This window comes from Desulfothermus naphthae, from assembly GCF_054657475.1.
On record NZ_BAAHYQ010000001.1, the window covers coordinates 151,878 to 173,167 of the forward strand.

Annotated in this window: 18 protein-coding genes and 1 pseudogene; 9 read left to right on the forward strand and 10 right to left on the reverse strand. The window is 37.6% G+C overall.

All coding sequences use genetic code 11. From position 1 onward, the window contains the following. The 7 genes and pseudogenes from ACYQ1E_RS00745 to ACYQ1E_RS00775 form a co-directional block, all read right to left on the reverse strand. Complete coding sequence (locus ACYQ1E_RS00745; protein WP_459874749.1) at positions 1-1,035, reverse strand: hypothetical protein; 1,035 nt, start codon at positions 1,033-1,035, stop codon at positions 1-3. A 499-nt stretch (positions 1,036-1,534) separates the two neighbouring features. Next, positions 1,535-1,720: a hypothetical protein gene (locus ACYQ1E_RS00750; RefSeq protein ID WP_459874750.1), complete on the reverse strand. Its 186-nt coding sequence runs from the start codon at positions 1,718-1,720 to the stop codon at positions 1,535-1,537. Positions 1,721-2,028: 308 nt separating this feature from the next. After that, on the reverse strand, positions 2,029-2,865 hold the full coding sequence (locus tag ACYQ1E_RS00755) for a PD-(D/E)XK nuclease domain-containing protein (RefSeq protein ID WP_459878421.1): 837 nt from the start codon (positions 2,863-2,865) through the stop codon (positions 2,029-2,031). Between the two features lie 225 nt (positions 2,866-3,090). Beyond that, positions 3,091-3,306, reverse strand: a pseudogene (locus ACYQ1E_RS00760) (AAA family ATPase); the annotation flags it as partial. Positions 3,307-3,376: 70 nt separating this feature from the next. Further along, positions 3,377-4,450: an IS3 family transposase gene (locus tag ACYQ1E_RS00765; protein WP_459874751.1), complete on the reverse strand. Its 1,074-nt coding sequence runs from the start codon at positions 4,448-4,450 to the stop codon at positions 3,377-3,379. Beyond that, positions 4,411-4,878, reverse strand: coding sequence for a transposase (locus tag ACYQ1E_RS00770; RefSeq protein ID WP_459874752.1), 468 nt, complete (start codon positions 4,876-4,878; stop codon positions 4,411-4,413). Before ACYQ1E_RS00770 ends, ACYQ1E_RS00765 begins: the two co-directional genes overlap by 40 nt. A gap of 93 nt (positions 4,879-4,971) precedes the next feature. After that, positions 4,972-5,463: an AAA family ATPase gene (locus tag ACYQ1E_RS00775; RefSeq protein ID WP_459874753.1), complete on the reverse strand. Its 492-nt coding sequence runs from the start codon at positions 5,461-5,463 to the stop codon at positions 4,972-4,974. A 633-nt stretch (positions 5,464-6,096) separates the two neighbouring features. Here ACYQ1E_RS00775 and ACYQ1E_RS00780 point away from each other — a divergent pair. The 4 genes from ACYQ1E_RS00780 (at position 6,097) to ACYQ1E_RS00795 (ending at position 11,414) form a co-directional block, all read left to right on the forward strand. Continuing rightward, the gene (locus tag ACYQ1E_RS00780) at positions 6,097-6,870 is read left to right on the forward strand and encodes a formylglycine-generating enzyme family protein (RefSeq protein WP_459874754.1); all 774 of its coding nucleotides are present in this window, start codon (positions 6,097-6,099) and stop codon (positions 6,868-6,870) included. Between the two features lie 240 nt (positions 6,871-7,110). Then, a complete protein-coding gene (locus tag ACYQ1E_RS00785; RefSeq protein ID WP_459874755.1) occupies positions 7,111-7,704 on the forward strand; it encodes a transposase in 594 nt (197 codons plus the stop codon). Positions 7,705-8,693: 989 nt separating this feature from the next. Then, complete coding sequence (locus ACYQ1E_RS00790; RefSeq protein WP_459874756.1) at positions 8,694-10,202, forward strand: caspase family protein; 1,509 nt, start codon at positions 8,694-8,696, stop codon at positions 10,200-10,202. Positions 10,203-10,331: 129 nt separating this feature from the next. Further along, positions 10,332-11,414: a FlgO family outer membrane protein gene (locus tag ACYQ1E_RS00795; RefSeq protein WP_459874757.1), complete on the forward strand. Its 1,083-nt coding sequence runs from the start codon at positions 10,332-10,334 to the stop codon at positions 11,412-11,414. 43 nt (positions 11,415-11,457) lie between these two features. Here the strand turns inward: ACYQ1E_RS00795 and ACYQ1E_RS00800 are convergent, their stop codons facing one another. Next, a complete protein-coding gene (locus ACYQ1E_RS00800; RefSeq protein ID WP_459874758.1) occupies positions 11,458-13,206 on the reverse strand; it encodes an AAA family ATPase in 1,749 nt (582 codons plus the stop codon). 566 nt (positions 13,207-13,772) lie between these two features. Between ACYQ1E_RS00800 and ACYQ1E_RS00805 the strand changes: the two genes are divergently transcribed. The 5 genes from ACYQ1E_RS00805 (at position 13,773) to ACYQ1E_RS00825 (ending at position 17,853) form a co-directional block, all read left to right on the forward strand. Next, on the forward strand, positions 13,773-14,498 hold the full coding sequence (locus tag ACYQ1E_RS00805) for a formylglycine-generating enzyme family protein (RefSeq protein WP_459874759.1): 726 nt from the start codon (positions 13,773-13,775) through the stop codon (positions 14,496-14,498). A 345-nt stretch (positions 14,499-14,843) separates the two neighbouring features. Further along, positions 14,844-15,437, forward strand: a complete 594-nt coding sequence (locus ACYQ1E_RS00810) for a transposase (RefSeq protein WP_459874760.1) — start codon at positions 14,844-14,846, stop codon at positions 15,435-15,437. A 437-nt stretch (positions 15,438-15,874) separates the two neighbouring features. After that, complete coding sequence (locus ACYQ1E_RS00815) at positions 15,875-16,231, forward strand: tetratricopeptide repeat protein (protein WP_459874761.1); 357 nt, start codon at positions 15,875-15,877, stop codon at positions 16,229-16,231. Beyond that, on the forward strand, positions 16,201-16,641 hold the full coding sequence (locus ACYQ1E_RS00820) for a caspase family protein (protein WP_459874762.1): 441 nt from the start codon (positions 16,201-16,203) through the stop codon (positions 16,639-16,641). The genes ACYQ1E_RS00815 and ACYQ1E_RS00820 overlap by 31 nt, the downstream gene beginning before the upstream one ends. A gap of 129 nt (positions 16,642-16,770) precedes the next feature. Continuing rightward, positions 16,771-17,853: a FlgO family outer membrane protein gene (locus tag ACYQ1E_RS00825; protein ID WP_459874763.1), complete on the forward strand. Its 1,083-nt coding sequence runs from the start codon at positions 16,771-16,773 to the stop codon at positions 17,851-17,853. Between the two features lie 43 nt (positions 17,854-17,896). Here the strand turns inward: ACYQ1E_RS00825 and ACYQ1E_RS00830 are convergent, their stop codons facing one another. Together ACYQ1E_RS00830 and ACYQ1E_RS00835 are read right to left on the reverse strand one after the other, a co-directional pair. Continuing rightward, on the reverse strand, positions 17,897-19,645 hold the full coding sequence (locus tag ACYQ1E_RS00830; protein ID WP_459874764.1) for an AAA family ATPase: 1,749 nt from the start codon (positions 19,643-19,645) through the stop codon (positions 17,897-17,899). Positions 19,646-19,706: 61 nt separating this feature from the next. Further along, positions 19,707-21,236 (reverse strand): B12-binding domain-containing radical SAM protein, encoded by a 1,530-nt coding sequence (locus ACYQ1E_RS00835; RefSeq protein ID WP_459874765.1) that lies wholly within the window; start codon positions 21,234-21,236, stop codon positions 19,707-19,709. Positions 21,237-21,290: the final 54 nt, after the last annotated feature.

Here is a 21,290-nt window from a genome sequence, read left to right on the forward strand (position 1 = left end):
TTAAAAATTCTTTAAAGAATTTGTATCAATTTTGTAATTACAACCCCTGGGCAAGAAAGGGTTAAACTCTTGAAGGGCCATAACAAACCATGCTGTAGCTCCTACGTGAAGGTTGGGGTAATAGGACCAATTAAGACCTGTAGAAAGATGGTCTTTTGAGGATGCCACAATTCCTTTGCCATTTCCATTGTTTGCCTCTGCTTGCCACTTTTTCATATTTTGAATATATAATTCTGCTTCTGAGGTGCAGCCTGCCAGCTTCAGTGCCAGCGCAAGTTGAGCTGTTCCTTCCCACCATATTCCATCGCAATCGTCGTTAAAGTCAATGCCTTTATATCCCTCCTGTTCTACTACACTATGATTAAGAACCCAATCAAGAGCCCTGTTCATTTGAGCAGGGTCATTTATTTGAGCCATAGCAAGGTATCCCCAAGTGTTCACGTCAATGGGTTTGACAGAATCATTTATTGTCACACCATCTTCCAGAGTACCAGCATAGTAACGTCCCTCTGAATTATTCCACATGGAGTCAATAAACCTTTTGGCGTGCTGAGCTCTTTCCAGCCAGATTTCGTCATGGGTCAAATAGTAAAGTCTCATAAAAGCAACATATACATCCAGATTGTGTTCTGTGGATTTCCACATAAGACGTGTCTGACCTGTAGGATTTGAATTATTTTGTTCCCAACCTTCGTATCCACCTGTGTAACCACCATCTCCTCTAATATCTCGACAGTTTGCTTCAATCCATTCTCCCATTTGTTTAGCAGTCTCAAGATAAATTGCCTTTTGCTCTGGTGTTTCAGGAGAAAGTTCATAATATCCAAGAAGTGCCAATATTGCCCAGGCAACATTTCCAGTGTGAGTGCCCACGGAATAATTATCTTCTTCCCATTCGCCATTTTCCTTTGTGTGGCCAGGTATGCGGACCATATGATTTCTTCCATTAGGTTGCCAGCCATTAGGCAAAATTAAATCTCCAGAATTATAAGCGTTTCTAATACGACCATCGTTAAAGAATCGATCATGTTTCACTGAATAAACCAGTGCATCGGCCAATAAGTTTGCTCGTTTGAGATTCTCTGGTGTAGGAGTGGAGAAGAAAGCAAGAAGAGCTAATGCATTATCGTAAGTAAAAGCTACGTTTTTTCTTTGAACATCTATTCCCTCCCCCTGGTAGCTTTTGAGGAACCTGAGTGTGTTTAAATATGTTTTTTCGTAATAAACCTTATGCTTTTGTCTTTAAAAACGTGAAAAAAATTTACGTTTTTTAGAGGAGCTTAAATCATTGCAAGTTCTTGAGTTATGATGGTTAAGCCTTGATGGATGAGGAGATAAGACTTTTCAATATTAAATGGTTGTGATGCACTATGTTCTAAGTCCTTTTTAAAACACCTTGAAATTATAGGGTTTTTAAAAAAGTCATTAGCACAAATTGTAGCCCAAAGCCACTTCCAGCCAAATTTAGTAACCGCATAAAATGATTTACCTTTTGCCTTTTTGACGATCTTTCTAGAGATTAATTTTTCACTTCCTAGCGAATTTGAGAGGAATTTCGGAAGTAGTTGGATAGAGCATTCTTAAGTTCACAACTTTTAAATCCAAAAGAGGAGTATTTGGTTTTAAGCAATTCTTTGATGAGAGCAAGTTGTCTGTCTTTTCTAAGATCAGGAGCAGAGACCTTATGGTTAAGGTGGTCAAGAACTGGTTTTGAAAACATGTTCGGTTCAATCTCACATAATGAGGAGAGATCAACGTCAGCACAACAATTGAGGAATTTGTTATTGGCATCAAGACCTTTCCATAAATAGGCCTGTAGATAGAGAACAGGTTTTTTAAGCCCCAGCGATTTAGGGTTGTTAATGGTGGTTCCTGCCCGCCAGTGCCTCGAGAATATGTGGGATTTAAGTAAAGTAAGCAGGGCATAGAAATTCGGAACTTTAGTTTGTTAAAATTCATGTATTAAATGAAGTTGCTGGTAAAAAAATATAGTAACATATGTGTGCTGCATACCATTAATCCCTTCAACTATATCTCTTCCATCTCTACAAGCTCCCATCCATGCCATATTTGATAGATAAGTTTTAACTTTGTATGAGATTTTCTGGAGATAATATCATCCTGTGCATATTTTAAAATCTGCTTCTTTGCCTCTTCCCTTTTTTTGTTTAAAATATTCTCTGTAAGCTTTTCTCTACGGGGAATATATTTTATTTCAATAAGATAGCCAAATCTCACCTTTTGATTTTTCTCATAAAAAGGTTTTAGATAGAGATCTGCAAATCCCTTGTTTAGCTCCCTTTCTAAATGCACTATAAAATAATCAGTAATTGAGATATATGCTGCTAAAAATGTTTTTATTGTCTGCTCCCCTTGAAGATAGTCCCTTATGGATGTCTGAGTATTTATTTCACTGGATAGTTGTTCAAATACTCCTTTCCACTCGCCTGAATATGCCATTTTTTTTATTTTTTCTGCAAGAAAATAGAGATTTGAGCGAAATATTCCTGTGTCTTCATAAGCATCTCTTAAGTGCTCATATAAAAGTTGATTTACTGTTTCATTTGGAATGATTAATTCATCATCTCCATTAAAGGACAAAAGACCCAGGTAAAAGAGATGAGATGTAAAATTTTGAGGATGGGTGAGCCTCTCTAAGGGAAAGGTTTTAACTACTCTACCACCTGCAATGCCATTTTCAATTATTTGTTTTAAAATGGAAAAATTTCCATTAAAGGTCTTAACTTTCCTGTCAACTGTAATAAGGTGTCTCATCTTTGCATAATCTATGCGCACATTTTCATCAATTAAGTCCCTGGGAAGTTTTTTTAGGGCCATTATTTGCTTTAAAAAATAAAATATCATATCAGGATTATACACACGCTCTGTGGTGTCCTCATTAAAGGAATATCCATTATACCATGCAGATATAATTTTAAAAAACTCATCTTTATCTATATTTAAAAGATTTAAAGATGTATAATATTCATAGATTGTTGCAACCTCTTTTTCAGTAAAACCAAAGAGGGTACTCAGCCTTGGGTCTAGTGATAAATTTTCCCCAATATTAAACCCCGAGGTTACATCATCAAGTGTAATAGGAGAGACGCCTGTTATAAAGAGTTTGGCAAGGGAAGATTCAGACTCTTCAGTTGCAGCCTTTAATTTTTTAAAAAAATCTTTAAAAAATCCCCCACCATGAGTAAGTTGCATGTATTCTTCATGAGAATATGCTGAGAGAATGGCGTTTGCAAAATTGTCGTATTCATCAATTAAGATGTAAATTTTGTGTTTGGTCTTTTCATAAAATTCTTCAGATAAGACCCTCGGTGAATGTCAGTAAAGATGTCACCAAAAGTTATTTTATTTTTTCCCATCAAGCAACCTTTTTAAGATGTTGTTTAGTTCCTGGATTGAGATCAACACTTAAAATAGGATCCCAATTCCGGATGTTTCCAGACCACCGCTCTGGATGTTTAGAACGGGCTTTTTTGTATACCTCTTTACGCTTGGCTAAAATCTCAATATCCAAGCCTAAGTGTCTCTGCTCAGGCGTAACAAACTTAATTTTGCTGTGATAATGTTTAAAATTATACCAATTAACAAATTCAAGACACCAATTCCTGGCTTCTTCCAGACTAGAAAATCTACATGGATACTCAGGACAATATTTTACTGTTTTAAAAAGGGACTCTATGTATGGATTATCATCACTAACATGAGGGCGACTAAAAGATGGCACTATCCCTAAATTCTGCATAGTAGCTAACATGCTTGAGCCTTTCATAGGCTTACCATTGTCTGAATGAATCACAAGCCCTTGTCCTGTAATATTTTCACAAAGCAAAGCTCTATTTAGTACTTTTGTTGCCAAGTCACTTTTTTGTTCTGAATATACCTCCCATCCTACTATCTTACGGCTATAAATATCTATGTACATGTATAAATAAAAAAACATGCCTTGGATTAATGTAGGAAGATAAGTGATATCCCAACTCCAAATCTGATTCGGCCCTGAAGCTCTATAATGTTTAGGTTTGGAATATGTCTTGGGTTTAGACCTTTGCCTGTGTGTCAATTGACCTGCTTCTCTGAGTACACGGTAAAAAGTACTTTCTGATGCAATATATTGCCCTCTGTCAGCTAACATGGGTACAATCTTATTGGGGGATAACTCTTTGAAGGTCTCTGAATTACAAATAGATAAGATCTTTTTTCTTTCTTGCTCAGACAACTTGTTAGCTGGCTTCCTGGGGACATCTTTTCTCTTATCTTCCAAAGTCCCTGCACTCTTCCATCGTTGGTAAGTCCTTATTGAAATCCCAATAAGATCACATGCTTTTTTCAAACTACACCCCTCTTTTTTGGCTTGTGTTATAGCTTTGTAAGCATATTCTTTTTGTTGTAACTCTATCTTTCGTCCTCTTGCTCCTCCAAGAAATTTTCCCATTTTTTTTTAAGCACCAATAAAGCCGTTGTCTCTGCTATAGTCTTGTCCTTTCGCCGTATTTCCCTTTCTAACTTGCAAATCTTCTGTTTTAATCTTTTCTCTTTTTTCTTGAATTCCTTATTAGAACGGTTATCAATATTTTCCAGACAGGCCTGTTTCCATTTCTCCAATGTACTCGGATATATGCCTTTTTCCCTACAAAACCTGGACACCTCAATCTCACTCATTGAGGCACATTGAAAAAGTAAATTAAGTTTTTCTTCAGCTGAAAATTTTTTATTCATTGTTTTTCCTTTTTGAGCGTTAATTTTCCATGTCATCACTGTACTATAGGGGATATTATTCTCTCTTGCAATAGCAGCAACTGTTTTTGAAGTGGTTAAAATTTGCTTAAGCACACTTTCTTTAACATCTTCAGGATAAAACATAATAAAAGACTCCTTTTCGCCCAGGTTAAAATTTTCCCTTCCCCCTAGGGGGAAGGATGATAAGATAGGAGCTCAAGAAAAGAACCCCCTTTCTTATCTCACTAAGGCGACATCTTTCCTGAGACATTGGGCCCTTCTTAGCATCTCAACTCCATTTTCCAGGGCAAGAATGCTTTTTTTAAGATCATCAGGGATCAATTTCTTATACCGGTCAACAAATCTTACCAATATATCGTGGACATAAAGATTAAAATCATGCTCAACCTTTAATGGGTCCGCCCTTACAGCAGAGAAGTTAAATCTTATAACCAGAAAACTTCCCTGAAGCTCAGTTGGATTTTTGCCTATCCACGTGTTTTTAAAAAACTCCTGAAACCTGTGTTTTCTGTTTATGTCATAATAGAGTTCTAAGGTGGATATTAAAAGGGATTTTCCAAAGCGTCTTGGTCTTAAAACAACAATGTGCCTGCCAGCGTTTTCAAGTACAGGAATAAAATGGGTTTTATCTACATAATAGTATTTATCAGATAGAACCTCAGCGGCATCAGCTATACCATAGGGAATTTTTTTAGGTGTCTGAGTCATAAAAAAGCTCCTTTAGGTTTTTTTTATTTTAAACATATTTGTCTCACCTGTGCAATGCTGTTTTCCTGCGTGTGCAGGATATGTTTGAGACTTATATTTTTTTTATTATTGATAAACACTAATTATTTAAAAGGAATCTGGAAAAATTTTTTAAAGCATGAGCTACTTATGCATTTAAATAAATAAGAAGTTGACAATAAAGAGGCAATAAACTTATTAAAAAGAGAAAAGAATTAAAAAAAAATGAAAATTATTATATTGCATTGTTTAGACATCTGGAATAAAAATTTCGTTAATTTATAGCTGATTTTTTGATTTGTAGGGGCAATTCATGAATTGCCCCTACAGCGCAGGTGGTTTCCACAAAGGCAATATGTGCCATGAAAATTAGATGCGATTATCCTGAGTGGACATTGTGGCGGGCAAAAATTTTAGTTTTTGCAATGAGTTGATTTTCAGGGAGTATAGATGAAAAGAATCATTTTGTTTGTTTTGATTTTTTGTCTGACAGCAGGTTATGTTTTTGCCCGGAGAGGCGTTGATCCCAGTTTTATTCCCATTGATGATGAGCCGTATTACTCTGGCGGCACATCAGGCCCTTCAGGCAGGGAATGGAAAGATCCGTATCTGGGCATGGAGTTTGTGTGGGTAGAAGGGGGGTGTTATGAGATGGGGTGCGGTAGTTGGACAGATAGTTGCTATAGTGATGAAAAGCCAGTACATACGGTTTGTGTGGATGGGTTCTGGATGGGGAAGTATGAGGTGACAGTGGGGCAATATTTGAAATGTGTAGATGAAGGGGCGTGTCCCGTGCCTGAATGGCTTGAGAAAGGAAATAAATACAATATTCATACAGGTAGTAAGAAGTATTATTATGGAAAATTGGGAAGAGCTTTAACCTCAAAAAATTATCCAATTGTAGGGGTAAGTTGGAATGATGCCAGGGCCTTTGCAAAGTGGCTTTTTCGCAAGACTGGCCGCACATTTCGCCTTCCAACAGAGGCTGAGTGGGAATATGCGTGCAGAAGTGGAGGGAAGAAGGTGAAGTATGCCACGTCAACAGGAAGATTATCACATGATCTGGCTAATTATGACGGTACGGGAGGCAGGGATAGGTGGGAATATACATCTCCAGTTGGTTCATTTCCCGCAAATCCATTGGGATTGTATGACATGAGCGGCAATGTGTGGGAATGGTGTGAGGACTGGTATGATAAGAATTATTATTCACGCTCTCCGCGTAACAATCCTCAAGGCCCTTCATCAGGCAAGTATCGAGTGTTGCGCGGTGGTTCCTGGTACAACGGGCCGAGGGGTTTACGTTGTGCTATTCGAAACTGGAACGGGCCAGTTCTCCGTAACTACAACTTCGGCTTTCGTCTGGTCCGTCTTCGCTCAGCTCAGTAGAAAAATTCTGGATTCTGGAATTCTGTATTCTGAATTCTGAAAGCAATTTGTGTTGAAATATGAAACAGTCACCGATATTTGTAAAAATTATTGTAGGGGCAATTCATGAATTGCCCCTACAATATTGCCCCCAATTTGCCCGTACATTTATGAATTGTCCTACATATTTTGGCGGAAATACAAATTTTGATTTTTTAAATTGTCATTATGAATTCAGGTTGTAATAGGGTGGAGTCATTTATGAAATATTCACATCGTCGCCGTTCTATTCGGTTAAAAAATTATGATTATTCACAATCAGGATTATATTTTATTACCATTTGCACACATAATAAGGTAAAATTGTTTGGTGAAATAAAAAATAGTAATATGTTATTAAATGAATATGGAAAAATTGTAAAAAGATATTGGAATGAAATTACAAAATATTATCCAGATATAAAATTACTTGAATATATAATAATGCCAAATCATATTCATGGAATTTTGTGGTTTACAAAATATATTACTAATAATCAAATTGTAGGGGCAACAAAACTACCTCTCAGGTACTCGACAGATCATGAATTGCCATTATATAATGAATCAAATTTGCAAAATGAATTATTTCGGCAATATCGAAAGAATCGTCGAAAAATGGTGTTACCTAAAATTATCGGACGTTTTAAAATGCAATCAGCGAAACAAATTAATATGTTACGTGGAACATCTGGATTACCTGTATGGCAGCGCAATTATTATGAACATATAATCCGCAACGCAGATTCGTATTTGAAGATTGCAGAATATATTGTAAATAATCCGAGAACCTGGGAAAAAGACAAATATTTTTGATAAATCGGGATTAATTTTTTTCCTGTTTGCAGGGGCAGTTTATGAACTGACAGGTACCTGGCAGCAGGGTTATGTTATTAAGATTTTATTTGATATGTTCTGTTTATTTGTAGGGGCAATTCATGAATTGCCCCTACGGGATTGCCCCTAGAGGGGAGGTGGTTTTCACAAAGGCAATATGTGCCGTGAAGATTAGATTTAATTGTCCTGGGTGGACATTGTGGCGGGTAAAGATTTTAGTTTTTGCAATGAGTTGATTTTCAGGGTGTATATTTGTTCGCGATCCAACAAAAGCGAAATGGGAATATGCATGCAGAAGAAGTTGTGGAAAATAAGCAAAGTGTTGTAAAATTTTTTAGCCATATGGGCTGATAATTCAATTGTAGGGGCAATTCATGAATTGCCCCTACGGGATTGTCCCTAGAGGGCAGGTGGTTTTCACAAAGGCAATATGTGCCATGAAAGTTAGATGCGGTTGTCGTGGGTGGACACTGTGGCGGGTAAAGATTTTAGTTTTTGCAATGAGTTGATTTTGAGGGATTACATTTGTTCGCGATCCAACAAAAGCGAAATGGGAATATGCATGCAGAAGAAGTTGTGGAAAATAAGCAAAGTGTTGTAAAATTTTTTAGCCATATGGGCTGATAATCCAATTGTAGGGGCAATTCATGAATTGCCCCTACGGAATTGCCACTAGCGGGCAGGTGGTTTTCACAAAGGCAATATGTGCCATGAAAGTTAGATGCGGTTGTTGTGGGTGGACATTGTGGCGGGTAAAGATTTTAGTTTTTGCAATGAGCTGATTTTCAGGAAGTACATTTGTTCGCCAACCAACAAAAGCGAAATGGGAATATGCATGCAGAAGAAGTTGTGGAAAATAAGCAAAGTGTTATAAAATTTTTTAGCCATATGGGCTGATAATTCAATTGTAGGGGCAATTCATGAATTGCCCCTACGGGATTGCTAAAATGTAAATGAGGAGGTATTTTATGTGCGTATTTGCTTTGCTTTTAACCCTTTTACTTTGCACTCCTTCCATGTCTTTTGCCACTGATATGTGTCCTGTTGCCAGAGAGCTGGCAAAGACAAGTCTTAATTTATTTAAAAAAGATAAGAAAAAGGGGCTTTCTGGCCTTATTCGGGCGCACAAGCTCTGCCCTGGAGACAAAAAAATAGCCTATAACCTTGGAGCTGCGTATTATCAGTACAAACGCCCTGATCTGGCTTATGGTGTGTGGTCAAAGCTGGCAAAGAAAAACAAAAGGGATTTTAAATTGTTATCCAATCTTGCCTGGGTTGCCCTGGAGATGGGCAGGCTGGATGATGCGCAGAACTGGGCCAAAAAGGCTGGTAGTATTAAAAAAGATAAGGACCTTCTGGCCTTGCAACTGGATATTTTGTTTAAAAAGGGAAAATATGAACAGGCCCTTGAGTTTGCCAGGAAAAATAACATGTCTCTTGAGGCGGACAGTGCAGCAGGATACTTGGTGGAGACTCTCTGGAACAGGTTCAGGAATGGGGAAAAGGAAGATGCTTTCAAGGATTTGATAGAGCTCTGCAATAAATACAGAGGGATAGGAAAGCTTGTGGAGGCCAAGGACAAGATGGCCCTGGCCCTGGTGGATGAAAGCGTTGTGCCTTTGCCAAAACCATTGCCTGATCAACAATTTAAAGCTGGCTCTTCTGGTCCGATTATAACACGGGTAAGCGATGAATTTCTGGACATAGAGCATACAAGGGTTACTTTGAAACCTACTGCTAAGGCCTATGCCCTGATTGTGGGCATCCGCAGGTATAAATATTTAAAAGGCCCTCGTTTTGCTGATACAGATGCCAGGCAGGTTTATCGTTTGCTGGTCAAAAAGGCAGGATTTAAAAATGACAGCGCGCATATCCGCCTGCGTTTGAATAGTGATGCTTCTGTGGGCACTTTGTATAATGATCTGGAATGGCTGGTGCGTAAGGCAAAATTAAATCCAGACGCAAAGATCTTTTTTTATTTTTCAGGGCATGGCTCTCCTGTTGTTAAAGGGCAAAATATCAAGGATGGTTTGCTTGTGCCTTATGAGGCAACACTTGATGGTTTAAACGAAAGAACCGCCATACCCCTTTCTTATCTGCGCAAGAAATTCAGCGCCCTGAAAAACAAAAATGTTGTATGTGTGCTGGATGCGTGTTTTTCTGGCACTGGCAAATCTGTAAGCGGCATAAAACTTATTCGTCCTAAAATCAACAGGTCTCTTCTGGCTTGTAATAAACTTTTTATTTCCGCAGCAGCAGCGGATCGGCCAGCAAAAGAATACACGCCTGGCAGACAGGGTGCTTTTACCTATTTCTTTTTAAAGGCCATGCTGGGAGAAGGCGATGCAAACAGGGATGGGTGGGTGGATACAAAAGAGGCCTTTGATTATGCCAGACAAAAGCTCATGTCCCTGGATTATGACCAGAACCCGCAGATGAGCGCTAATGTGAGGATAAAATTGGCCAGGGTGAGGTAGGGGCGGATTCTATATCCGCCCCTTAATGGTGAACCGTGAACAGAGGCGGATTCCATATCCGTCCCATGAATAAATGAATACCGAAATTTACCCAATACATCATAAATCCATAAATCCAAAAAATATCTTATGACCAGAAAAACATATATAAACATAGCTATTTTCTCTTGTTTGTTTTTTATTTTGTTTATATGGACAAATTGTTTTGCCTTTTGGGGCAGGCCAGCTAATCTTGATGCTGCGTGCGAGAAATTGGCTCACAGGCTTGCCAGGGCAAAACCACTTGCTGGCAAACGGTTGGCTGTTTTGCACTTTCAAGCAGCAGATGGTTTTGATGGCCTTATGTCCAATGTATTGGCGCGCAAATTATTGAGTGCACTGGCCCAGGCAAAGAAAAGGAAATTTGAACTGGTGGAAAGGCTGGAGATAGTGCGGCTCATGGATGAGATTGAGGCTTTTGGGCCAGGCGGCAAGGTGCATTTGGATGATGAAGGACTCCTGGATATTGATAAATGGGCAAAAAAACTTAAGGCTGATTATGTTGTGCTGGGAACTTATACCTGGCTTAAACAAAAAGGATTATTGGACATAGATTGCAGGGTAGTAAGACCTGATAATGGACGGGTAATTGCTTCAGCCAGTGTAAAGTTGAAAGTGAATAAAGACCTGGAGAGGATCTTAAGTTCTCCTGCTGCATCTAAGGGTGCAGGCGCCAGGCTGGAAAGCCTCTCTTCCTCATCTTCGTCAAAAGGCAGGGTATCGCTTTTTGTATTGCGCAAAAATAAAAAGGTGGCTTTGAGGGGTGATGCGCCAGTAGTCAATGTGGGGGATAATATTGGCTTTTCTGTGTGTCCGCCCATGAATAGTAGATTGTATGTATTTAATTACGATCCTGGCACTGGAGAGGTGATTTTTTTATATCCTATCAAGGAACTTATTCCTTTAGTTTTTACAAAAGACAGGGTCTATTCTTTTCCTGAGTGTGTTGATAAAAGCGCTGTAAGTTATAGGGTTTACCCTCCTGTTGGCAGGATGTGTTTTAAGGTCATTGGTATATCATCTGATGTTGATGTGGATTTGACAGCAGGTCTAAAAGTGCAGGATGGGTATTATGTGCTGAGGCAAGAAGACATGAAGAGGTTTTTGAGCAAACTCTCACTTGTTCCTGCTGCTGCCTGGTGGGAAGAGAGCATTGATTTCTGGATACGGTAGAGGCTTAGATGATGCACACTATATCATCACTGCCCATCTTCAACTATATCTCTTCCATTTCCACAAGCTCCCACCCATGCCATATTTGATAGATAAGTTTTAGCTTTGTATGAGATTTTCTGGAGATAATATCATCCTGTGCATATTTTAAAAGCTGAGCTTTTGCCTCATCCCTTTTTTTGTTTAAAATGTTCTCTGTGAGTTTTTCTCCACGGGGAATATATTTTATTTCAATAAGATAGCCAAATCTCACCTTTTGATTTTTCTCATAAAAAGGTTTTAGATAGAGATCTGCAAATCCCTTGTTTAGCTCCCTTTCTAAATGCACTATAAAATAATCAGTAATTGAGATATATGCTGCTAAAAATGTTTTTATTGTCTGCTCCCCTTGAAGATAGTCCCTTATGGATGTCTGAGTATTTATTTCACTGGATAGTTGTTCAAATACTCCTTTCCACTCGCCTGAATATGCCATTTTTTTTATTTTTTCTGCAAGAAAATAGAGATTTGAGCGAAATATCCCTGTGTCTTCATAAGCATCTCTTAAGTGCTCATATAAAAGTTGATTTACTGTTTCATTTGGAATGATTAATTCATCATCTCCATTAAAGGACAAAAGACCCAGGTAAAAGAGATGAGATGTAAAATTTTGAGGATGGGTGAGCCTCTCCAATGGAAAGGTTTTAACTACTCTACCACCTGCTATGCCATTTTCAATTATTTGTTTTAAAATGGAAAAATTTCCATTAAAGGTCTTAACTTTCCTGTCAACTGTAATAAGGTGTCTCATCTTTGCATAATCTATGCGCACATTTTCATCAATTAAGTCCCTGGGAAGTTTTTTTAGGGCCATTATTTGCTTTAAAAAATAAAATATCATATCAGGATTATACACACGCTCTGTGGTGTCCTCATTAAAGGAATATCCATTATACCATGCAGATATAATTTTAAAAAACTCATCTTTATCTATATTTAAAAGATTTAAAGATGTATAATATTCATAGATTGTTGCAACCTCTTTTTCAGTAAAACCAAAGAGGGTACTCAGCCTTGGGTCTAGTGATAAATTTTCCCCAATATTAAACCCCGAGGTTACATCATCAAGTGTAATAGGAGAGACGCCTGTTATAAAGAGTTTGGCAAGGGAAGATTCAGACTCTTCAGTTGCAGCCTTTAATTTTTTAAAAAAATCTTTAAAAAATCCTCCACCATGAGTTAGTTGCATATATTCTTCGTGAGAATATGCAGAGAGAATGGCATTTGCAAAATTGTCGTATTCATCAATTAAGATGTAAATTTTGTGTCTGGTCTTTCTGTAGAATTCTTGAGATAAGAGCACTCTGAGCATATCTGGACCATTTTCACAACAGAGTATTCTCTCAAAAATATCTCGGGGTATAAATTTTTCATAATAACGAACATAAGAACCAATGACCTCTTTGATATAGAGATTGAAATCCTCCTCCACCAGCTCAGGGTCTGCCCTTACAGCAGAGAAGTTAAATCTGATAACCAGAAAACTTCCCTGGAGCTCAGTTGGATTTTTCCCGATCCATGTGTCTTTAAAAAACTCCTGAAACCTGTGTTTTCTGTTTATGTCATAATAGAGTTCTAAGGTGGATATTAAAAGGGATTTTCCAAAGCGTCTTGGTCTTAAAACAACAATGTGCCTTCCAGCGTTTTCAAGTACAGGAATAAAATGTGTTTTATCCACATAATAGTATTTATCAGATAGAACCTCAGCGGCATCAGCTATACCATAGGGAATTTTTTTAGGTGTTTGAGTCATAAAAAAGCTCCTTTAGGCTTTTTCTTATTTTAAACATATTTGTCTCACCTGTGCAATGCTGTTTTTTTGCATGTGCAGGATATGTTTGAGACTTATGTTTTTTTATTATTGATAAACACTAATTATTTAAAAGGAATCTGGAAAAATTTTTTAAAGCATGGGTTATTTATGCATTTAAACAAACAAGAGGTTGACAATAAAGAGGCAATAAACTTATTGGAAAGAAAAAAGAATTAAAAAAAATAAAAATTATATTGCATTGTTTAGACATCTGGAATAAAAATTTCGTTAATTTATAGCTGATTTTTTGATTTGTAGGGGCAATTCATGAATTGCCCCTACAGGGCTGTGGCGGGCAAAAATTTTAGTTTTTGCAATGAGTTGATTTTCAGGGAGTATAGATGAAAAGAATCATTTTGCTTGTTTTGATTTTTTGTCTGACAGCAGGTTATGTTTTTGCCCGGAAAGGCGTTGATCCCAGTTTTATCCCCATTGATGATGAGCCGTATGACCCTGGCGGCACATCAGGCCCTTCAGGCAGGGAATGGAAAGATCCGTATCTGGGCATGGAGTTTGTGTGGGTAGAAGGTGGGTGTTATGAGATGGGGTGCGGTAGTTGGACAGATAGTTGCGATAGTGATGAAAAGCCAGTACATAAGGTTTGTGTGGATGGGTTCTGGATGGGGAAGTATGAGGTGACCTTTGAACAATATGACAGGTTTTGTGAGGAAACAGGCAGGCGCAAGCCAGGTGATAGAGGCTGGGGCAGGGGAAGAAGACCGGTGATAAATGTATCGTGGAATGACGCCAGGGCATTTGCAAAGTGGCTTTCTCGCAAGACTGGCCGCACATTTCGTCTTCCAACAGAGGCTGAGTGGGAATATGCGTGCAGAAGTGGTGGGAAGAAGGTGAAGTATGTAGGTACATCTGATACTTCAAAAGTATACAGATATGCAAATTTTTGTGATATGAATTGTAAATATGGTTGGAAAATTTCATCTCAAGATGATGGGTATGTTTATACGGCTCCTGCGGGCAGTTTTGCTCCCAATGGATTGGGACTTCATGACATGAGCGGTAATGTGTGGGAATGGTGTGAGGATGTGTATGATAAGAATGCTTATCGTCATCATAGTCGGAAGAATCCTATACATACGGATTCAGGTTCCTACCGCGTGGCACGGGGCAGTAGCTGGATCCGCGGTCTCAGGAGCGTGCGATGTGCTAATCGCGACTACTTCGAGCCAGGTTGCAGGTGCGACGATCTGGGCTTCCGCCTTGTCTCCGAGTAAGGATTACTTTTTGGACTTTTACTTTTTTACATTCTGGGAACTGCGGGCGTAAGCCCGCAGAAGATTTTTTATTTTTTAAAACAGAGGGATAACGGTGGCTTTCGCCTGATGCGTGCCTGGCTCTGCTCAGTAAAAAAATTCTGAAAGGGATTTGTGTTGAAATATGCAACAGTCACCTATATTTGTAAAAATGATTGTAGGGGTAATTCATGAATTGCCCCTACGGAATTGCCCCCAATTTGCCTGTGCATTTATGAATTGCCCCTACATATTTTGGCAAAAATACAAATTTTGATTTTTTAAATTGTCATTATGAATTCAGGCTGTAACAGGGTGGAGTCATTTATGAAATATTCACATTGTCGCCGTTCTATTCGGTTAAAAAATTATGATTATTCACAATCAGGATTATATTTTATTACCATTTGCACACATAATAAGGTAAAATTGTTTGGTGAAATAAAAAATAGTAATATGTTATTAAATGAATATGGAAAAATTGTAAAAAGATATTGGAATGAAATTACAAAATATTATCCAGATATAAAATTACTTGAATATATAATAATGCCAAATCATATTCATGGAATTTTGTGGTTTACAAAATATATTACTAATAATCAAATTGTAGGGGCAACAAAACTACCTGTCAGGTACTCGACAGATCATGAATTGCCATTATATAATGAATCAAATTTGCAAAATGAATTATTTCGGCAATATCGAAAGAATCGTCGAAAAATGGTGTTACCTAAAATTATCGGACGTTTTAAAATGCAATCAGCGAAACAAATTAATATGTTACGTGGAACATCTGGATTACCTGTATGGCAGCGCAATTATTATGAACATATAATCCGCAACGCAGATTCGTATTTGAAGATTGCAGAATATATTGTAAATAATCCCAGAACGTGGGAAAAAGACAAATATTTTTGATAAATTGGGATTAATTTTTTCCTGTTTGCAGGGGCAGTTTATGAACTGACAGGTACCTGGCAGCAGGGTTATGTTATTAAGATTTTATTTGATATGTTCTGTTTATTTGTAGGGGCAATTCATGAATTGCCCCTACGGGATTGCCCCTAGAGGGGAGGTGGTTTTCACAAAGGCAATATGTGCCATGAAAGTTAGATGCGGTTGTCGTGGGTGGACATTGTGGCGGGTAAAAATTTTTGTTTTTGCAATGAGTTGATTTTCAAGGTGTATATTTGTTCGCGATCCAACAAAAGCGAAATGGGAATGCGCATGCAGAAGAAGTTGTGGAAAATAAGCAAAGTGTTGTAAAATTTTTTAGCCATATGGGCTGATAATCCAATTGTAGGGGCAATTCATGAATTGCCCCTACGGAATTGCCAGGCGATAGAAGGTATTTTATGTGCGTACTTGCTTTTCTTTTAACCCTTTTACTTTGCACTCCTTCCATGTCTTTTGCCACTGATATGTGTCCTGTTGCCAGAGAGCTGGCAAAGACAAGCCTGAATTTATTTAAAAAAGATAAGAAAAAGGGGCTTTCTGGCCTTATTCGGGCGCACAAGCTCTGCCCTGGAGACAAAAAAATAGCCTATAACCTTGGAGCTGCGTATTATCAATACAAACGCCCTGATCTGGCTTATGATGTGTGGTCAAAGCTGGCAAAGAAAAACAAACAGGTCATGGCTCTCCTGTTGTTAAAGGGCAAAATATCAAGGATGGTTTGCTTGTGCCTTATGAGGCAACACTTGATGGTTTAAACGAAAGAACCGCCATACCCCTTTCTTATCTGCGCAAGAAATTCAGCTCCCTGAAAAACAAAAATGTTGTATGTGTGCTGGATGCGTGTTTTTCTGGCACTGGCAAGTCTGTAAGCGGGATGAAACTTATTCGTCCTAAAATCAACAGGTCTCTTCTGGCCTGTAATAAACTTTTTATTTCAGCAGCAGCAGCGGACCGGCCAGCAAAAGAATACACGCCTGGCAGACAGGGTGCTTTTACCTATTTCTTTTTAAAGGCCATGCTGGGAGAAGGCGATGCAAACAGGGATGGCTGGGTAGATACAAAAGAGGCCTTTGATTATGCCAGACAAAAGCTCATGTCCCTGGATTATGACCAGAACCCGCAGATGAGCGCTAATGTGAGGATAAAATTGGCCAGGGTGAGGTAGGGGCGGATTCTATATCCGCCCCTTAATGGTGAACCGTGAACAGAGGCGGATTCCATATCTGCCCCATGAACAAATGAATACCGAAATTATCCCAATACATGATAAACTCATAAACCCAAAAAATATCTTATGACCAGAAAAACATATATAAACATAGCTATTTTGTGTGGTTTGTTTTTTATTTTGTTTACATGGACAGATTGTTTTGCCTTTTGGGGCAGGCCAGCTAATCTTGATGCTGCGTGCGAGAAATTGGCTGACAGGCTTGCCAGGGCAAAACCACTTGCTGGCAAACGGTTGGCTGTTTTGCACTTTCAAGCAGCAGATGGCTTTGATGGCCTTATGTCCAATGTATTGGCGCGCAAATTATTGACTGCTCTGGCCCAGGCAAAGAAAAGGAAATTTGAACTGGTGGAAAGGCTGGAGATAGTGCGGCTCATGGATGAGATGGAGGTTTTCGGGCAAGGCGGCAAGGTGCATCTGGATGATGAAGGACTCTTGGATATTGATAAATGGGCAGAAAAACTTAAGGCTGATTATGTTGTGCTGGGAACCTATACCTGGCTTAAACAAAAAGGATTGCTGGACATAGATTGCAGGGTGGTAAGACCTGATAATGGAAGGGTAATTGCTTCAGCCAGTGTAAAGTTAAAGGTGAATAAAGACCTGGAGAGGATCTTGAGTTCTCCTGCTGCTTCTAAGGGCGCAGGCGCCAGGCTGGAAAGCCTGTCTTCTTCATCTTCGTCAAAAGGCAGGGTATCGCTTTTTGTATTGCGCAAAAATAAAAAGGTGGCTTTGAGGGGTGATGCGCCAGTAGTCAATGTGGGGGATAATATTGGCTTTTCTGTGTGTCCGCCCATGAACAGTAGATTGTATGTATTTAATTACGATCCTGGCACTGGAGAGGTGATTTTTTTATATCCTATCAAGGAACTTATTCCTTTAGTTTTTACAAAAGACAGGGTCTATTCTTTTCCTGAGTGTGTTGATAAAAGCGCTGTAAGTTATAGGGTTTACCCTCCTGTTGGCAGGATGTGTTTTAAGGTCATTGGTATATCATCTGATGTTGATGTGGATTTGACAGCAAGTCTAAAAGTGCAGGATGGGTATTATGTGCTGAGGCAAGAAGACATGAAGAGGTTTTTGAGCAAACTCTCACTTGTTCCTGCTGCTGCCTGGTGGGAAGAGAGCATTGATTTCTGGATACGGTAGAGGCTTAGATGATGCACACTATATCATCACTGCCCATCTTCAACTATATCTCTTCCATTTCCACAAGCTCCCACCCATGCCATATTTGATAGATAAGTTTTAGCTTTGTATGAGATTTTCTGGAGATAACATCATCCTGTGCATATTTTAAAAGCTGAGCTTTTGCCTCATCCCTTTTTTTGTTTAAAATGTTCTCTGTGAGTTTTTCTCCACGGGGAATATATTTTATTTCAATAAGATATCCAAATCTCACCTTTTGATTTTTCTCATAAAAAGGTTTTAGATAGAGATCTGCAAATCCCTTGTTTAGCTCCCTTTCTAAGTGCACTATAAAATAATCAGTAATTGAGATATATGCTGCTAAAAATGCTTTTATTGTTTGTTCCCCCTGAAGATAATCCCTTATGGAAGTCTGAGTATTTATTTCATTGGATAGTTGTTCAAATACCCCTTTCCATTCACCTGAATATGCCATTTTTCTTATTTTTTCTGCAAGAAAATAGAGATTTGAGCGAAATATCCCTGTGTCTTCATAAGCATCTCTTAAGTGCTCATATAAAAGTTGATTTACTGTTTCATTTGGAATGATTAATTCATCATCTCCATTAAAGGACAAAAGACCCAGGTAAAAGAGATGAGATGTAAAATTTTGAGGATGGGTGAGCCTCTCTAAGGGAAAGGTTTTAACGACTCTACCGCCTGCTATGCCATTTTCAATTATCTGTTTTAAAATGGAAAAATTTCCATTAAATGTCTTAACTTTCCTGTCAACTGTAATAAGGTGTCTCATCTTTGCATAATCTATGCGCACGTTTTCATCAATGAGGTCATCGGGCAGATAATCTTTTTTAAGACTCCTTTTTATAAAATAAAATACCATATCTGGGTTATAAACTTTGCTTTTACTTCTTCTGGAAAATCTGTATCTATTGTACCAGTAGGTAATTAAATCAAAAAAGTTCTTTTTAGAAATTTTTAAAAAATCAAAGGAGGCATAATATTCATATAATTTTTCCACTTCTTGTTCAGTAAAACCAAAAAGAGTTGCATATTCAGGATCAAGAGATAAATTTTCCCCAATATTAAACCCCGAGGTTACATCGTCAAGGGTAATTGGAGAGACGCCTGTTATAAAGAGTTTGGCAAGGGAAGATTCAGACTCTTCAGTTGCAGCCTTTAATTTTTTAAAAAAATCTTTAAAAAATCCCCCACCATGGGTGAGTTGCATATATTCTTCATGAGAATATGCAGAGAGAATGGCATTTGCAAAATTGTCGTATTCATCAATTAAGATGTAAATTTTGTGTCTGGTCTTTTCATAAAATTCTTCAGATAAGACCCTTCTTAGCATTTCAACTCCATTTTCCAGGGCAAGAATGCTTTTTTTAAGATCATCAGGGATCAATTTTTTATACCGGTCAACAAATCTTACCAATATATCGTGGACATATAGGTTAAAGTCATGTTCAACCTTTAATGGGTCTGCCCTTACAGCAGAGAAGTTAAATCTGATAACCAGAAAACTTCCCTGGAGCTCAGTTGGATTTTTCCCGATCCATGTGTCTTTAAAAAACTCCTGAAACCTGTGTTTTCTGTTTATGTCATAATAGAGTTCTAAGGTGGATATTAAAAGGGATTTTCCAAAGCGTCTTGGTCTTAAAACAACAATGTGCCTGCCAGCGTTTTCAAGTACAGGAATAAAATGGGTTTTATCTACATAATAGTATTTATCAGATAGAACCTCAGCGGCATCAGCTATACCATAGGGAATTTTTTTAGGTGTTTGAGTCATAAAAAGGCTCCTCATCCTTTAATTGAATTCTATCGCCTATAAAAACTCATATAACAGGAATTTATGAAGAAGCTAGTTGATTTTTATTTTTTACTTCATTTAAAAAATCCTGTAATGAATGTTCACATTTTTCTGAAAACTTTCTGAAGTGTTCTCCTAAAATGGCCAATTCTACTGCCACTGGCATTGATTTAAATCTTGTAAAAAGAGTTTTAAAAAGAAGTTTCCAATAATAGATATTAGATTTAGAGAATATCCCAATTTTAAATATACTTTTTATAAAGGCAATTAAATCTTCCTTTTTTAGTTTAACCTTTGTTTTTGGATTATAGTTTTTTAGAAATACATCTATTCTTTTGTAATAATTTTTTGGAGAATATATTGTTTTTATAATATTGTCATATCCCTCTATAAGCTTATCTAATCCCATTTTTGGATAGAAATTTATATCTGCAGAAGTGTTATCTCCAATTGCATCTCTAAAGAGTCTATTTTCTGCTTTTAGTCTATAATATAATCTAGTTTTTGGGGCAGCTACTAACATTCCAACCATTGCGGTTACTATTCCGGTTTTCTGTATAAATTGTATCTGCTTGCTAAATATAGATTCATCATCACTGTCAAATCCAACAATAAAACCAGACATAACTTGCATACCATGTCTATGTATAGTATTTACTACTTCAGTTAGATCTTTTTTTGTATTTTGCAATTTATTACATTCTTTGAGACTATCTAGAGACGGAGATTCAATACCAAGAAAAACTTTATTAAAATTAGCAGCACACATAAGATCCATGAGTTCTTCATCATCAGCAAGATTGACACTGGCTTCGGTAAAAAAAGTAAAAGGATAATTATGTTTTTTTTGCCATTTAATTACTTCATGTAACATTTTTTTTACTTTGTGTTTATTGCCTATAAAATTATCGTCAACTATAAATACTCCACCTCTCCATCCCATAGTGTAAAGAACCTGAAGTTCTTGTACCATCTGCTCTGGTGTTTTGGTTCTAGGTTTTCTTCCAAATAGAGTAATAATATCACAAAATTCACAATTAAAGGGACATCCCCTTGAATATTGGACACACATAGAGGCATATTTTGAAATATCAATAAGATGCCAGGAAGGCAGAGGAGTTTTGGTTATGTCTGGTTTTTGTTCTGATCTATAGATACCTTTTTGAGCCCCATTTTTAAAGTCTTCTAGGAACTTAGGTATGGTCAATTCTCCTTCATCTAAAATTAAGTAATCAACATCTTTAAATTTTTCAGGCTCAGAGCTAAATGCTGGACCTCCTGCAGCCACTTTTACACCATATTCCTTACATTTATTAATTACCTCTCTGGCACTTTTAGATTGAATCATCATAGCGCTTATCAATACCAGGTCAACATTTTTTATGTGTTTATCTTTTAGTTTTTCCACATTCAGATCAATCAATTTAAGGTCCCATGACTCTGGTAGCATTGAAGCAATGGTGATTAGTCCCAGAGGTGGAAATGCTGCCTTTTTAGAGACGAATTTTAATGCGTCTCTAAAGCTCCAAAAGGTGTCAGGATATCTTGGATATATTAAAAGGACCTTCATGTTTTACCTCCATATTTTTTATAAGAATTTAAGGTGTTGTCTGGTTAAAATTTT

Bases quoted from the DNA above. Each gene is read 5' to 3' on its own strand.
- ACYQ1E_RS00750 (WP_459874750.1), bottom strand. From the start codon at position 1,720: ATGTTTTCAAAACCAGTTCTTGACCACCTTAACCATAAGGTCTCTGCT.
- ACYQ1E_RS00755 (WP_459878421.1), bottom strand. From the start codon at position 2,865: ATGATATTTTATTTTTTAAAGCAAATAATGGCCCTAAAAAAACTTCCC.
- ACYQ1E_RS00765 (WP_459874751.1), bottom strand. From the start codon at position 4,450: ATGGGAAAATTTCTTGGAGGAGCAAGAGGACGAAAGATAGAGTTACAA.
- ACYQ1E_RS00770 (WP_459874752.1), bottom strand. From the start codon at position 4,878: ATGTTTTATCCTGAAGATGTTAAAGAAAGTGTGCTTAAGCAAATTTTA.
- ACYQ1E_RS00775 (WP_459874753.1), bottom strand. From the start codon at position 5,463: ATGACTCAGACACCTAAAAAAATTCCCTATGGTATAGCTGATGCCGCT.
- ACYQ1E_RS00780 (WP_459874754.1), top strand. From the start codon at position 6,097: ATGGAGTTTGTGTGGGTAGAAGGGGGGTGTTATGAGATGGGGTGCGGT.
- ACYQ1E_RS00785 (WP_459874755.1), top strand. From the start codon at position 7,111: ATGAAATATTCACATCGTCGCCGTTCTATTCGGTTAAAAAATTATGAT.
- ACYQ1E_RS00790 (WP_459874756.1), top strand. From the start codon at position 8,694: ATGTGCGTATTTGCTTTGCTTTTAACCCTTTTACTTTGCACTCCTTCC.
- ACYQ1E_RS00795 (WP_459874757.1), top strand. From the start codon at position 10,332: ATGACCAGAAAAACATATATAAACATAGCTATTTTCTCTTGTTTGTTT.
- ACYQ1E_RS00800 (WP_459874758.1), bottom strand. From the start codon at position 13,206: ATGACTCAAACACCTAAAAAAATTCCCTATGGTATAGCTGATGCCGCT.
- ACYQ1E_RS00805 (WP_459874759.1), top strand. From the start codon at position 13,773: ATGGAGTTTGTGTGGGTAGAAGGTGGGTGTTATGAGATGGGGTGCGGT.
- ACYQ1E_RS00810 (WP_459874760.1), top strand. From the start codon at position 14,844: ATGAAATATTCACATTGTCGCCGTTCTATTCGGTTAAAAAATTATGAT.
- ACYQ1E_RS00815 (WP_459874761.1), top strand. From the start codon at position 15,875: ATGTGCGTACTTGCTTTTCTTTTAACCCTTTTACTTTGCACTCCTTCC.
- ACYQ1E_RS00825 (WP_459874763.1), top strand. From the start codon at position 16,771: ATGACCAGAAAAACATATATAAACATAGCTATTTTGTGTGGTTTGTTT.
- ACYQ1E_RS00830 (WP_459874764.1), bottom strand. From the start codon at position 19,645: ATGACTCAAACACCTAAAAAAATTCCCTATGGTATAGCTGATGCCGCT.
- ACYQ1E_RS00835 (WP_459874765.1), bottom strand. From the start codon at position 21,236: ATGAAGGTCCTTTTAATATATCCAAGATATCCTGACACCTTTTGGAGC.